The following is a 13,669-nucleotide window of genomic DNA, read 5'->3' as shown; positions in this document are numbered from 1 at the left end:
CCCACTCGATGGTCACGGGCCCGGCCCGGTCCGCGGCGACGGGCACGGGCACGGGCGCGGGCGCGGGCACGTTCAACGGGTCACCAGCTCGTCCGGCTCGGCCGAGGCCTCCGGCGGAACGGGCCGGGAGGCCGGTCCGGCGGAGCCGGTGGACCCGGCGGAGCCTGTGGACCCGGCGGAGCCTGTGGACCCGGCGGAGTCCGTGGACCCGGTGGAGTCCTGGCTCCGGCCGCGCTGGCGGGGCGCGCGGGCGACCGCCCGCGCCGTGCGGCGGCCCTGCTCCGGAACCCCGCGCAGGGCCCGTACGCCCTTCCCCGCGCCGCGGCCCAGCAGGGCGCCGAGCATCGCCAGGAAGGGCATCAGGTCGTCGCCCGCGAACCAGGCCGTCTCGACCCGCCCGCGCTCGGCGTCCCGCTTCGGGGCCGCCCGCCGGTCCGACGGCCGGTCAGCACCCGGCGGTACGGGGGCCGACGCCCTCGGCGCCCCCGCCGGCCCGGCCGCTCCCGCGGGGCCCGCCGCCCGGCGGCGCGGCAGCGACCCGCCCCGGACCGCCGCCAGCAGCGCGTAGTTCTCGGCGACGAACACCCGGCCCGGTCCGCCCGAGGGCTGCGGGACCTGCTGGCCCGTCAGGTCCAGGTACATCGCCTGGACGACGTCGAGCCCGGCCGCGTCCGCGAACAGCCGGAACTGCGCGCCCGGGCGGGGGTTGAAGTCCACCAGCCGGAAGCAGCCCCGCTCGTCGCGGCGGAAGTCCAGGTCCAGGATCCCCTGGTAGCCGAGCCGTTCGGCGAGCCGCAGCCCCGCCTCCTCCACCGCCGGATCGGGCAGCCAGCGCCCCACGGCCGTCAGGCCCGTCCGCACCGGCCAGGACAGCTCCTTGCGGCCCGAGCCCGCGAGCAGCGGCCGCCCGCCGCGCGCGAAGGCGCCGTGGAAGAACCAGTCGGTGTCCGGCCCGGCCGGCAGGAACCGCTGCAGCAGCAGCCGGCTCCCGGCCTCGGCGGAACGCTCGAAGAGCCGGCGCGCCTCGGCGGTGGTGTGCAGCAGCATGGTGCTGCGCAGTCCGTCCGCCCCGGCGGGCAGCAGCCAGGGCCGGCTCCACTTGGCGATCACCGGCAGGCCCAGCCGCCAGGCCGCCTCGGCCGCCTCGGCCCCGCTCGCCGGGATCACGGTCTCCGGGTGCGGGACGTCCCACCGCGCGCAGAGCCGCGACAGCTCGGCCTTGTCGGCCACCCGGGCGGGCAGATTGTCGGGCTGATGGGGAATCCGGAAACGCTCGCGGAGCATCGGCGCGACCCGGGACACGGCGATCGCGCTCAGGTCGTCCATGGCGATGAGCACGGCCGGTCGGCCGATCCGCTCCGACACCCCGGTCAGGCACTCCAGCAGCGTCTCGGGCGCCTCCGGGTCCAGGCCGCCCGCCGGCCCGGGATGCACGGCGCGCAGATACCGCGAACGCCCCACGGGACCTCCCCCGGCCTCGACGACGGCATGGACCTCCACGCCCTTGCGGCCGAGGGATCTGACGGCGCCGAGGGTTCCGTGGTGGAACGGATTGCGATCGAGTCTGAGCACAACGGCGGGCACATGGTTGAGATAGGCGTGCATGGCAGCGGTGTCTTTCACCTAGTCGGACCAAGCGGGGGTGGTGTGCACCTGCTAATGGCCTACGCGGCAGGCACCGGACAGGCCATTCGTCAGATGTGATGCCTAACGTCTTTGGTAAGCACACCGATTCAGGAAAGCTCGGGAGACGCCATGCCCAGACCACGCCGCCGACTGGCGAGCACCTGCATCGGTACGGTCACGGCCGGACTGCTGGCCACCGGTGCCGCGCTCGCGGCTCCGGAGGAGGACCGGCCGGAGGGCTCCGACATCGCCATGGGCGCCTATCTCGACTACGGGCCGCCCGGGGTGGCCCGGATCCCGTACCTGTCGAGCTGGCTGGGCGGCAAGGAGATCCGGGTCGGCCACACCTATCTGCCCGGCGACACATGGGCGGGCATCGAGGGCCGGGTGTCGTTCCTGGAGGACTGGGCCGACTGGCGCCGGGAGGGGCACGACCGGCTGTTCGTCCTCAACGTGCCCATGCAGGAACGCAACGAGGGCCGGGTCTCCGACCGCCGGGTGGCCCAGCTGATCAGGGCGGGTGCGCAGGGCCAGTTCGACGGGCACTTCCGCGAGCTCGGCGAGCGGCTGGTCGAGCTGGGCGTCCCGGACACGGTGATCGTGCTCGGCTGGGAGATGAACGGCGTCACCTACACCCACCGCTGCGCCCCGGACCCGGAGAACTGGAAGGCGTACTGGCGGCGGATCGTCAAGACGATGCGCGCCGTCCCGGGGCAGGAGTTCACCTTCGACTTCGCGCCGAACCGGGGTACGGACGCGATCGGCTGGACGAAGTGCTACCCGGGCGACGACGTGGTCGACGTCATCGGAATGGACACGTACGACCAGGGGCCCGGCCAGACCTTCGACGACCAGATCACCCAGCCGTACGGACTCCAGCAGCACGTGGACTTCGCGAAAGCACACGGCAAGCCGGTCTCCTACCCGGAGTGGGGCCTGTTCCGGCGCGGGGACAACCCGGAGTACGTACGGCGCATGCTGAAGTGGATCCAGCAGCACAAGCCGCTCTACCACACCATCACCGACTACTGCCCGCACGGCGTGTGGCAGTGCAAGGACAACCCGCAGTCCGCGAAGGTCTTCCGCGACGCGCTGACGCCCGAGCGGCCCGGCCCGGTGGTCCCGACCCCGGTGGTGCCCACGCCCGTGGTCCCGACCCCGGTGGTCCCGACCCCCGTGGTGCCCACGCCGGTCGTGCCGACCCCGCAGGTCCCGACGCCCCAGGTCCCGACTCCGCAGGTCCCGACTCCGGAAGTGCCCAGCCCCACGCCCACGCCGGCACCCACACCGTCGCCCGTGGCCCCGAGCCCGCTCGTCCCGACGCCGGTCACCCCGACGCCGGTCACCCCGACGCCGGTCACCCCGACGCCGGTCCCGAGCCCGGTCGCCCCGAGCCCGGTCGTCCCCAGTCCGGTCGCCCCGAGCCCGGTCGTCCCCAGTCCGGTGGCACCCAGCCCGCTCGTCCCGACGCCCGAGGTCCCCGAGCCCGAGCCCACTCCGGTGGTCCCCACGCCCCAGGTGCCGGCGCCCTCGCCGGCCGTCCCCAGCCCGGCCGTCCCGAGCCCGGTCACCCCGAGCCCGGTCGTGCCGAAGCCCGAGCCGACCCCGCCGAAGCCCCTGCCGGAGCCGACCCCTCCGCCGGTCAACAGCAAGCAGTGGTGCGTGCCGCTCAACTTCGGCGAGTGGCTCTCCAAGCTGGTCGGCAATCAGGCGGTCTGCATCAAGCTGGACTTCGGCAAGGGTTCCGGCACCTGGCCCTTCTAGACGGGTCATCGCACCCGCAGTTCGTTGAGCCGCGCCCGCCAGTCCCTGGCGGCCGGCAGCGCCTCCCGCAGCACGTCCACCGCCCGCTCGCGCCCCGTCACCTGCGACTCGTGCAGCCGCAGCAGGGGCGCGAGCGCCGCCGTGGCCAGCAGGAAGCGCTGGTTGACGACCGTCGCGGGCCGCCAGTGGTTCTTGTACGGCTCGTTGCCGCGCAGGAAGCTCACCACCGGCCGGCCCTCGGCGAGCGCCCGCCCGGCCTCGTAGCGCAGCAGCAGCGTCGCCACGTCCACCTTCCGGTTGCGCAGGTCCGGGTCGGCCCCGTAGAGGTAGCCGCCGCTGAGCCCGGACGACAGCAGCGTGACGTTGGCCGCCACCACCTTGCCGTCCAGCCGGAACTCCGTCAGCCGGCTCTCGCCCGCCCGCACCATCCGCCGGGTGGCCCGGGTGAGGTGCTCGGCGAAGCGCGGCCGCAGGTGCTCGGGGGTCACCCCGCGGCCGCGCCACTGCTTCTCGTGCAGCCGCAGCAGGGTCCGTACGGCACGCGGCACCTCCTGCTCGCCGACCTCGTGCTCCTCGATCCCGGCCGCGTCGGTCTTGCGCAGTTTGGCCCGCACCCGCTGGGCGCCGGAGGCCGGCATCCGCTTGACCAGCTCGTCGAACGGCAGCGTGGGCAGTTCCATGCAGGTGGAGTCGGCGAGCCGGCTGGAGACGCCGGGCCACTGCCGGTACAGCTCCTCGGCGGCGGCCCCGGGCCGTACCTCCCGCAGGTCCACCACCGCGCCGCGGGCGGCCCGGTGCAGCCCGCGGGCCAGCGCCGGGACGACCTGGCCGGCGTGCTCCGCGGCCACGAGCACGTCGAAGTAGTCGGTGATGGGGCCGCCGAGCGGCACCAGCAGCGGCATCGGCCGGTGCACGAGCATCAGCGGGGCCGCTCCGACCAGCTCCTCGCCGCGTCGGACGAGGACGATCCGGAGCCTGCCGTCCTTGCCGTACGACAGCCACCAGGAGTGGAGCCAGGCGTGGCTCTGGAAGGGGGTGGCGGTGGGGCAGCCGCGGAAGAGCCTGTTCCACGACTCCTCCAGCGCGGCGAACTGCCGGGGGTCGCGGCACAGCGTCACCGACAGGGCCCCGGCGGAGCCCGAAGTCATCGAACGGACTCCTTCTCCTTGGCCGAGGTGGGCTCGCCCTGGGCGGGCAGCGAGGCGTACTCCTCGACCGGGGCCGGGGCGGCGGGCTCCACCGCGGACGCGACCGGGGAGCCGGCGGCCGCGCGGGCCGTGCTCTCCTCGCCGCGCCGGGCGCGGCCCGGCCGGGCGAGCAGCCACAGGCCGCCGAGCAGCCCGCCGGCGCACAGGCCGACGGCGCCGCTGATGGCGGCGGACGGGGAGGCGGGCTCGGAGGGGGCGACGGCCTGGTTGAACAGGAGCAGCTGGACGCCGGTGTTCTTGGCGGCCTGATTGCTGCTCAGGGACAGGGCGTCGGCGACCGCGTTCGCGACGTCGGCGGCCTCGGCGGGGCTCTTCGAGGTACCGGTGATGGCGATCATCGGGGACTCGGGGGAGGTCTCCGCGCGTACCTGGGTGCGCAGCTTCGCGGCGCTGATGCCCGCGCGCGGCTGGGCGTAGGCGAGGGTGGAGCTGCTGGTCGCGATGCGGGCGTAGGCCTGGGCGAAGCCGAGGGCCGTGGCCGGCTCGGTGGTGTCGTCGGGTACGGCGACGACATAGCTGGTGGCGGCGTACTCGGGGGCCTTGAGCACCCCGTACGCCCCGCCCGCGGCCAGCCCCAGCAGAGCGCAGGCGGGCAGCGGCCACCACAGGGGCGCCGAGAGCCTGCGGCGGCGCGGCCTCCGCTCGGAGCGGTGGTCCGCCCTCCGCTCCGACCTGCTCTCGGCCCCGCTGTCGGACCTGCTGTCGGTCCTGCTCTCGGCCTTCTTCTCGGACTTCTTCTGGTCGGCGGTATCGGCCATGAACGTGCTCGCTTCCTGGGTGAGGGGAGTTCCTTCGGGTCCCGTCGGGACCCCGTCGGGGAGGGGACGGATCAGCCGGTGCCGGTCGGCTCCGCCGGTTCGGGGCCGACCGGCTCGCGCCGGGCGCCGACGACGGCTGCGCCGCCGGGCACGGCGGCACCGGCGCGGCCCCGGGTCGCACCGGTGGCACCCGGCGCGGCCGAGAGGGCGAGGTCGTACACGTCCAGCAGCTGCCGCGCGCTGCGGGCGATGTCGTAGCGGCGGACCACCTGCGGTGGGGGCAGTCGGCGCGCGCCCGCCTCCATGTGGCCGCGCAGGGCGGCCACGAGTTCCTCGGTGCCGGTGCCGATGCGGCGGGCCCCGGGGGCCTGCGCCGCCGGGAGGTCGTCGATGGCCGGGCAGGTCACGTGCAGCACGGGAAGTCCGGCGGCCAGGGCCTCCACGACGGCCAGCCCGAAGGCTTCCTCCCGCGACGGGGAGACGAAGACGTCCATGGCGGCCAGCAGCGCCGGGATGCCCGGGGTGCGGCCGTCCGCGCTGTCGCCCAGCGGATCCCGCTCCCCCAGCAGGTGGATCCGGCTCTGCGCGCCGAGCTCGGCGGCCAGCCGGCGCAGTCCCGCCCGCTCCGGCCCGTCCCCGGCCAGCAGCAGGTGCGCCCCCGGCAGCGCGGCCACGGCCCGCACCAGGACGTCGAACCGCTTGCCCGGGACCAGCCGGCCGACCCCGCCGACCACGAAGGCCCGTTCGGGCAGCCCGGTGCGGGCCCGGGTGGCCCGCCGGACGCCCTCGTCGAAGCGGAAGCGGACGGCCTCGATCCCGTTCGGTACGACGTGCACCCGCGCGGCCGGCACCCCCCACCCCTCGAGCCGGGCGGCCACGGTGTCCGACACGGCCACCGTGGCCGCGCCCAGCCGTTCGCTGGCCAGGTAGAGGGTGCGTACGCCGCCCGACAGCGGCCTGCCCTCGATCTCGCCGTCGCCGAGGGAGTGTTCGGTGGCCACGGTCGCCCCGGTGCCGGCGAGCCGGGCCGCGAGGCGCCCGTACACGCAGGCCCGGTACAGATGCGTGTGCACGAGGTCGTACTGACCGCGCCGGATGAATTTGACCAGCCGGGGCAGCGCTCCCAGGTCCCGGTTGCCCCGCATGCCGAGGTGGACGACCCGGACCCCGTCGGCGCGCAGCCCCTCGGCCACGGGTCCGGGGTTGGTCAGCGTGAGTACGTCGCATTGCATGGGCATGTGGCGCAGCAGCAGGCGCAGTTGCTGCTCGGCGCCGCCGACGCCGAGTCCGGTGATGATGTGCAGGGCCTTGACCGACTGGAGCGTCTTCACCGCTGCACCCCGCGCCGCAGCTCGCGCACCTGGTGGCGGATCTGCTTGATCCGCAGCCGGGCGCCGCCGTCGGCCTGGCTGATGTGCGTACGCGGCAGCGCGTACGGACCCGCCATGCGTCCGGGGTCGATGGCGCAGGCGTAGCCGTACCCGGCGGCCCGCGTGGCGTCGACGACCCGGGCGTCGAGGTGCCCGTACGGGTAGCAGAACCCTTCGGGCAGGGTGCCGGTCAGCTCGCGCAGCAGGTCGCGGCTGCCCCGCAGCTCCTGCTGGAGCAGGTCCTCGGGGGTCGCGGTGAGGTCCTGGTGGAGCAGCCCGTGCGAGCCGATCTCCTGTCCGGCGTCGGCGACTTCGCGGATGCCCTCGGCGGTGAGCAGGGACTTGCGCGGGCCCAGCGGGTCCCAGACGTTGTCCACGCCGAGCCGTCCGGGCAGCACGAAGAGGGTGGCGGTGAAGTCGTGGTGGCGCAGCAGTGGCAGCGCGTGGGTGAGGAAATCGGTGTATCCGTCGTCGAAGGTCAGCCCGACCAGTCCGGCCCCGCGCCCGGCGTCGCGGGCCCGCAGCAGCTCGCCGACCGACACCCCGCGCAGGCCGCGGGAGCGCAGCCACAGCAGCTGGGCCTCCAGGGCGAGGGGGGTGACGGTGATCCCGTACGGGTCCTCCGCGGGGTCGGTGAACTCGGCGACCGAGTGGTACATCAGGACCCACGGCGAAGCGGCCCGGCGGGTGGGGACCACCACGGCGGCGGGAGCCGTGTCGGTGTCAGCGGACATTGCGGAACCTCTGCGTGAGCTGGGAGATCTGACCGGGCAGGGCGGTGACTTCGAGGGCGCGTATGGCCATGCCGGTGGCTCCGAACATGGCGGGGACCAGCAGGCAGCCGAGGGCGGCACTGAGCATCGGGTCGGGGATCATCGGGCCGGCGATCCAGCCGGTGGCGGCCGCGGCGACGGCGGCGACGCCGAGCCGGCCGATGCTGGCGGCGACCCGGCGGACCTGGATGGTGATGATCCGGGAGCCGAGGCCGGTGAGCAGGAGGACGGCGGTGGTGGAGATGCCGGCGGCGTTGGCGGCGGCGATGCCGTAGGTGCCCCACCAGCCGACGGCGAAGGCTCCGGCCACGATGTTGACGAGCAGGCCGGCGCCCATCGCGAACGCCGGGAACCAGATGGGCCGGGCGGTCGAGAAGAAGGGCCGGGACAGTGCTCCGACGAGGCAGTGGCCGAGGAGTCCGAGTCCGTAGACCCGCATGACGGAGGCGGTGGCGAGGGTGTCCCGGTGGGTGAAGGCGCCCCGTTCGAAGAGGACCTCGATGATCTGGGGCGCGTAGCCGATGACGAGTGCGGTGCCCATGAGGACGGCGAGCGAGGCCAGCGCGAGGTCCCGCTCCACCCGCCGCCGGGCCTTCTCCCGCTCTCCCCCGGCCATGGCCTGGGCGACGACGGGGAAGGTGACGGTGCAGATCATCAGGGAGAGCACCATCGGCATCTGCGCGACCTTCTGCGCGTAGTTGAGATGGGAGATCGCCCCGGACGGGAGGGAGGCGGCCAGGAACCTCTCGACGAGGACCTGCGACTGGCGGAAGACGGCGAAGAAGATCACCGGGGCGATGACCCCGAAGGCGATGAGGGTGGGACGGTCGCGGTCGCGCTGGCTGCGCGGCGCGGAGCGTTTGGCGCGGGGCGGGCCGAAGCCCACGTTCCGGATGAAGGCGGGCAGTTGGACGAGGGCCATCAGCAGCCCGCCGACGGCGACGCCCGCGGCGGCGGCCCGTACGCCCCACAGGGCGTGCAGGGCCAGCATCGTGCCGATGATGCCGACGTTGTACGACACGTAGATCGCGGCGGGCGGTACGAAGGATCTGTGCGCCCGCAGTGCCGCGCTGAAGTACCCGGCGATGCCGAAGGAGAGCACGGTAAGCGCCGTCAGCCGGGTGCACTCGATGGCCAGTCGGGGGTCGGGCAGACCGGGAGCGAGTACGGCGACGACGATCGGGGCGGCCATGACCAGCACGGAGGCGACGGCGGCCAGCAGCACGACGAGGCGCGGCAGCGTCGCCCCCACCAGGAGCCGTACGGGGTCCTGGGCGCGGGCCTCCCGGCGGGTGAGCCCCGCCCTGGCGGCGGCCCGCCGGGCCAGGGCGTGGCTGAAGGCGGGCACCATCAGCAGCGCCATGGCGTCCTCGATCAGCAGCGTCGAGGCCATCTCGGGCACGGTCCAGGCGATGAGGAAGGCGTCGCTGTCGTGCCCGGCCCCGAAGAGGTGCGCGATGGTCTGGTCGCGCACCAGCCCGAACACCGCCCCGGCGGCCGTCAGCCCTGCGGTGACGGCGGCGGCCTTGGCCAGGAACCTGCCGAGCGGCTGGCCCCCGCCGGAGGTGTCGGACCCGTCGCCGTCCGCCCGGTTCCCGCCGGGGGTGGCGGACAGCGCGACCGCGCGACGGGCCCGGCGCGAGGGGCCCCGCCCGCCGGGGTCGGCCGACGCCGGGCTCCCCGGGGTGGCGGCAGGACCGCCGGACCGGGCCTCGGAGCCGACCACCGTGCCCCGTCCGCGTCCGCCCCGCGCGGCCACTCGGCTCCCGCCGGGGGTGGCGGAGTCCTCGCCCGTACGCCGGGCAGGACCGGGCCCGGCCCCGGGCCCGACGGCGGAGCTGCCTGCGGCCCGCGCGGCCACCTGCACGCTGTCCCGGCCCGGGGCGCCGCCGGGATACCCGGCGGAACCGAACACGGGCCGGCGCGCACCCGGTTCACCGCCCGGGATCCCACCGGCGACGAATCCCGGGTCTGCCGGGACACGCGACGGGCCGGGGTCCGGGGCGCCCGGGACACGGGCGTGGCCCGCCCCGGCCGGGGGGCCGGAGGCGGGCCGCCAGGGCGTGGGGCCCGTCACGGGCGGGCCGCAACCACGGGGGCACTGCCCCGTGCATCCGCAGCGCCGAAGGCCCCGGAATCCGCGGCCCCCCGGGAGGGCAGCGCCCACCAGGCCGCCAGGCCGATGATCACTCCGGTGAGCACCGTGGAGGGCCCGCCGATGTCCGCGTAGAGGAAGTCGGTCAGCTGCCACACGAACAGCCCGATCGCGACCAGCCCGCAGTCCCTGGCTCCCCCGCCGGAGAGGAGCCGCCGCATGCCCGCCACCAGCAGCGCCGCCCAGCCGCCCACGAGCGCGATCAGCCCGATCAGGCCCTGCTCGCTCAGGATCAGCAGGTACATGTTGTGCGGGGAGAGCAGCGGCTGGCGCAGGTACGCCTGCCCCGCGCCCGCGGTGTCGCTGCCGGAGGAGAGACCCAGCGAGGCGTGCCCGTCACGGTTGGCCGGGAAGCCCTTGAGCCCCACCCCCACCGCGGGCCGCTCGCGCCACATCGACTCGGCCGCGGCCCACATCGTGTAGCGGTCGGTCACCGACTGGTCGGGGGCGCTGGAGACCTGGGTGATGGAGGTCAGCCGCTCGGCGACCATCTCCGAGCCGACCCCGAACCCGCCGACCAGGACCACCCCGGCCGCGGCGAGCGCGGCGACGACCTTCAGGGCCCGCCGGATCCCGGCCAGCGCCATCACCAGCACCGCCGCGCCGAAGGTGGCGATCCACGCACCCCGGCTGAAGGACAGCACCAGCGGCAGCACCAGTGCCAGTGCGCAGCCCGCGGCGATCCGCCGGACGCGCCGCGGCAGCTCCGGGGCCAGTGCGGCGGCGGTCGCCACGATCAGCCCGTACGCCACGACGGTGGCCATGCCCATGACGTCGCCGGGGCCGAAGGTGCCGACGGCCCGGACGTCCTCGCCCTGGTAGGAGGCCCCGGTGTGGGTGGCGTACTGGACGACCCCCACCGCGCCCTGCACCAGCGCCAGGACCACGAAGCACCCGGCGGCCACCCGGAACTCCGCGGCGCCCTGCACCAGCAGCACCACGGCCGCCGGGACCAGGACGAAGACCTGGAGGTAGCGCACGAAGCCGGGCAGGGCGGCGTACGGATCCCCCGCGGTCATCGTGGCGACCGCGAGGCCCACGGCCGGCATCCCGAGTACGAGCACACCCAGCGGGTTCAGCGCCCGTACCCGGCCGCGCAGTGCCTGCACGGCGCAGGCGAGGACCAGCAGCAGCGAGGCGGCGTCGGCGGGGCCGACCTTCCCGGAGGCGGTCGCGTCGCCCGCCGGGAGCGGGGCGAGGAGGAACAGGACGGTCGCGGCGAGCGGCAGCAGCGGCCAGTGCCGGCGCAGCAGACCCGGCACGTCGGGCCGGATCCACTGGCCGGGGACGACGAGGCTCATCAGCTGCCCCCCAGCCGGAAGCGGAAGAAGGAGGCCGCGGTGCGGGCGAGGATCCACAGGTCCTGCCACAGCGACCAGGTGTCGATGTAGTGGTTGTCGAAGCGGGCCCGGTCCTCGATGGAGGTGTCCCCGCGCAGGCCGTTGATCTGGGCGAGGCCGGTGATGCCGACGGGCATCCGGTGCCGGGCCTCGTAGCCGGGGTGGACGGTGGAGAACTTGGCCACGAAGAACGGCCGTTCGGGACGCGGACCGACCAGGGCCATGTCACCGCGTACGACGTTCCACAACTGCGGCAGCTCGTCCAGCGAGGACTTGCGCAGGAAGGAGCCGACCGGGCTCATCCCGCGGTCGCCCGCCACCGTCCAGCGGGTGGCGGCCTCGTGCTCGTCGGCGCGCAGGGTGCGGAACTTCAGCAGGGTGAAGGGACGCCCGTACAGGCCGACCCGCTCCTGCCGGAAGATCACCCCCGGGCCGTCCCAGATCCGTACGGCCAGTGCGCACGCCCCCATCACGGGTGCGGCGGCGAGCAGCGCGACCAGGGCGAGCGCGGTGTCGATGCCCCGCTTGGCCCAGCGCTCCAGCGGCCGGGCCGGGCGCGGCAGCAGCGGCTGGACGGCGTACCCCCACAGCTGGTCGGTGGGGTGGGCCACCCGCATGCCGGTGATCCTGGCGGTGCCGGCCGGGTCGGCGAGCCACAGCCGGCAGCCGTGGTCCTGGAAGAGCCGGACCAGGGAGGCGGTGCGCTCGTCGGCCTCGGGGGGCCGGGTGAACACCGCGTGCCCGACGGAGTTCTGGATGACCGCGCGCCGGATGTCCTCGTGGGTGGCGAGCAGGGGCAGGGCCCCGCCGTCGGCCTCCGTGGCCGGTGCGGTGTCGGCGAGCCCGACCGGGCGCAGCCCGTACTCGGGGCGGCCGTGCAGGGCGGCGGCCACCGCGCTCGCCCCGGCGCCGGGGCCGACGACGAGGGCGGAGGCGGGCCGGCGTACGGCGGCCCGCCGCCGGAACTGGTTGACGAGGCCGCGGCCCGCGCACGCCAGGACGGTCTGGAGGCAGACGGCGGTGAGCAGGGTGCTCCAGCCGATGGCCCCGGCCGGGTCGACGGCGGCCGCGACCGCGGCGAGCGAGCACCACAGGACGGCGGACCGGCCCGCGAGTACGGGGAGTTCGAGGAGCGCGGAGGGGGCGAGCCGCGGCCGGTAGAGCCCGGCCTGGGCGTGCAGCGCGGCGAGCAGGAGGGGGGCCGCCGACAGGACGGGCAGGTCCGCTGCGGGCAGGGTCGTCGAGGTGAGTACGACGGCCAGCGCGTCGGCGGTGAGCAGCGGGAGCACGCGGCCGCGGCGGCGGACCCGCTGCGGGCGCAGGGCGGAGCGGGCCAGGTCGGTCCTGGGCCCGCGCGGGGGGTGGATGGCGGTCGTGGAACGGCGGGCCGCCGCGTGGGGTGCGGGCGCGAAGGCGCTGCCGCCGGCGGGCCCCGTGCCGCCCTGCCCGGTGTGCCGGGCGGGTGCGCTGTCCATCGTCATCGGCTGATGCGCTCCTGGTTCAAGGGCCGGGGCCTGCCCAGCAGTTCGTGGTACAGGCCGGTGACCGCGTCCGTGGTCCGCCGCACGTCGAAGTCGGTCCGGGCGTGCTGCCGGGCCTGCTCGCCGAGTTCGGCGAGGAGCCGCGGCTCGGCGAGCAGCCGTCCCAGGGCCCCGGCCAGGGCCGTCGGGTCCTCCGGCGGCACCAGGCACAGGCGTCCCTGGCCCGGGGGCAGGCTCTCCCTGGCACCGCTGACGTCGGAGACCAGGACCGGGCGGCCACAGGCCATGGCTTCGAGCGGGGCGAGCGCCATGCCTTCCCACCGCGACGGCAGTACAACGAGATCGGCGGCCCGAAGCCACGGTCGGATGTCGGCGGCGGCGCCCGCGAAGTGCACGCGGGGCGGTGCGGTGCGGCGCAGCCGTTCGGTGTCGGGGCCGTCCCCGACGAGCACGAGCCGGGCTCCGGGGACGGTGGCCAGCAGCTCCGGCCAGGCCCGGAGCAGGATGTCCTGGCCCTTCTGGAGGCAGATCCGGCCGACGCAGACGGCGAGCGGTCCGTCGTCCGGGAAGTCCGCGGGCAGCGGCAGTTCGGCGCGGGCCCGGGCCCGGTCGCGCTCGGGGTCCGGGCCGCCGGGGCGGAAGTGGTCCAGGTCCACGCCGTTGCGGATCACCGACCAGCGGGCGGTGATCCCCTCGGTCTCGCCCGCGTCGCGTTCGGCCTCGCTGACGCAGAGCACCCGGTCAGCCCAGCGGGCTCCGTACCGCTCCCAGCGCAGCGCGAGCGCGGCGGTGACCCCGCCGACGGCGTCGAAGGACCAGGCATGGGGCTGGAAGACGGTGGGTACGGTGCCGCGCGCGGCGAGCCGTCCGGCCAGTCCGGCCTTGGCGCTGTGGGCGTGCAGGAGGTCGGGCCGCACCCGGCGGAGCACCTGGCGCGCGCCGGCGATCTCGGCGGGCAGCCCGGGCCCGGGGGCCCGGCCGGCACGCCAGGTGAGGACCTCCGCCCCGGCCGCTCGCGCGGAGTCGCCGAGCGTGCCGCCGGGCGGACAGCCGACGACGGTACGCAGTCCTTCGGCGGTCTGGGCGCGGACGAGGTCGGTGACGACCCTGGCCACGCCGCCGTCGACGGGCTGTACAAGGTGGAGGACGGTCGTGGGCTGTGCCGCCCGAGGTTGACTGGGCACGTGGAGTGGT

Annotated in this window: 10 protein-coding genes; 1 reads left to right on the top strand and 9 read right to left on the bottom strand. The window is 75.5% G+C overall.

The window, feature by feature from the left end:
• Window positions 1-72: 72 nt before the first annotated feature.
• A complete protein-coding gene (locus B6R96_RS20955) occupies window positions 73-1,572 on the bottom strand; it encodes a carboxylate--amine ligase (protein WP_443069934.1) in 1,500 nt (499 codons plus the stop codon).
• Between the two features lie 183 nt (window positions 1,573-1,755).
• Here B6R96_RS20955 and B6R96_RS20950 point away from each other — a divergent pair, with 183 nt between their 5' ends.
• Complete coding sequence (locus B6R96_RS20950; protein ID WP_081523217.1) at window positions 1,756-3,390, top strand: glycoside hydrolase family 26 protein; 1,635 nt, start codon at window positions 1,756-1,758, stop codon at window positions 3,388-3,390.
• Between the two features lie 5 nt (window positions 3,391-3,395).
• Here B6R96_RS20950 and B6R96_RS20945 read toward each other — a convergent pair whose 3' ends face one another.
• From B6R96_RS20945 to B6R96_RS20910, 8 genes are all read right to left on the bottom strand, one after another.
• Entirely contained in the window at window positions 3,396-4,538 is a 1,143-nt protein-coding gene (locus tag B6R96_RS20945) for a GNAT family N-acetyltransferase (protein WP_030386258.1), read from the bottom strand.
• Window positions 4,535-5,356 (bottom strand): lipopolysaccharide biosynthesis protein, encoded by an 822-nt coding sequence (locus tag B6R96_RS20940; RefSeq protein WP_237291474.1) that lies wholly within the window; start codon window positions 5,354-5,356, stop codon window positions 4,535-4,537. The genes B6R96_RS20945 and B6R96_RS20940 overlap by 4 nt, the downstream gene beginning before the upstream one ends.
• Before the next feature lie 71 nt (window positions 5,357-5,427).
• Entirely contained in the window at window positions 5,428-6,687 is a 1,260-nt protein-coding gene (locus B6R96_RS20935; RefSeq protein WP_030386260.1) for a glycosyltransferase, read from the bottom strand.
• Window positions 6,684-7,460 carry a polysaccharide deacetylase family protein gene (locus B6R96_RS20930; protein WP_081523216.1) on the bottom strand — a complete coding sequence of 259 codons (777 nt, stop codon included), beginning with the start codon at window positions 7,458-7,460 and terminating at the stop codon, window positions 6,684-6,686. Before B6R96_RS20930 ends, B6R96_RS20935 begins: the two co-directional genes overlap by 4 nt.
• Window positions 7,450-9,225 carry a murein biosynthesis integral membrane protein MurJ gene (murJ, locus tag B6R96_RS20925; protein ID WP_443070018.1) on the bottom strand — a complete coding sequence of 592 codons (1,776 nt, stop codon included), beginning with the start codon at window positions 9,223-9,225 and terminating at the stop codon, window positions 7,450-7,452. The genes B6R96_RS20930 and murJ overlap by 11 nt, the downstream gene beginning before the upstream one ends.
• Before the next feature lie 347 nt (window positions 9,226-9,572).
• A complete protein-coding gene (locus B6R96_RS20920) occupies window positions 9,573-10,955 on the bottom strand; it encodes an O-antigen ligase family protein (RefSeq protein WP_081523215.1) in 1,383 nt (460 codons plus the stop codon).
• Window positions 10,955-12,475 (bottom strand): exopolysaccharide biosynthesis polyprenyl glycosylphosphotransferase, encoded by a 1,521-nt coding sequence (locus B6R96_RS20915; RefSeq protein ID WP_384506144.1) that lies wholly within the window; start codon window positions 12,473-12,475, stop codon window positions 10,955-10,957. Before B6R96_RS20915 ends, B6R96_RS20920 begins: the two co-directional genes overlap by 1 nt.
• Complete coding sequence (locus B6R96_RS20910; RefSeq protein WP_081523214.1) at window positions 12,472-13,659, bottom strand: glycosyltransferase; 1,188 nt, start codon at window positions 13,657-13,659, stop codon at window positions 12,472-12,474. Before B6R96_RS20910 ends, B6R96_RS20915 begins: the two co-directional genes overlap by 4 nt.
• Window positions 13,660-13,669: the final 10 nt, after the last annotated feature.

Origin of the sequence: Streptomyces sp. Sge12, assembly GCF_002080455.1 — a bacterium.
Taxonomy (GTDB): domain Bacteria; phylum Actinomycetota; class Actinomycetes; order Streptomycetales; family Streptomycetaceae; genus Streptomyces.
This window is presented reverse-complemented; position numbering and strand designations above follow the sequence as displayed.

Bases quoted from the DNA above. Each gene is read 5' to 3' on its own strand.
- B6R96_RS20940 (WP_237291474.1), bottom strand. From the start codon at position 5,356: ATGGCCGATACCGCCGACCAGAAGAAGTCCGAGAAGAAGGCCGAGAGC.
- B6R96_RS20920 (WP_081523215.1), bottom strand. From the start codon at position 10,955: ATGAGCCTCGTCGTCCCCGGCCAGTGGATCCGGCCCGACGTGCCGGGT.
- B6R96_RS20945 (WP_030386258.1), bottom strand. From the start codon at position 4,538: ATGACTTCGGGCTCCGCCGGGGCCCTGTCGGTGACGCTGTGCCGCGAC.
- B6R96_RS20915 (WP_384506144.1), bottom strand. From the start codon at position 12,475: ATGACGATGGACAGCGCACCCGCCCGGCACACCGGGCAGGGCGGCACG.
- B6R96_RS20930 (WP_081523216.1), bottom strand. From the start codon at position 7,460: ATGTCCGCTGACACCGACACGGCTCCCGCCGCCGTGGTGGTCCCCACC.
- B6R96_RS20950 (WP_081523217.1), top strand. From the start codon at position 1,756: ATGCCCAGACCACGCCGCCGACTGGCGAGCACCTGCATCGGTACGGTC.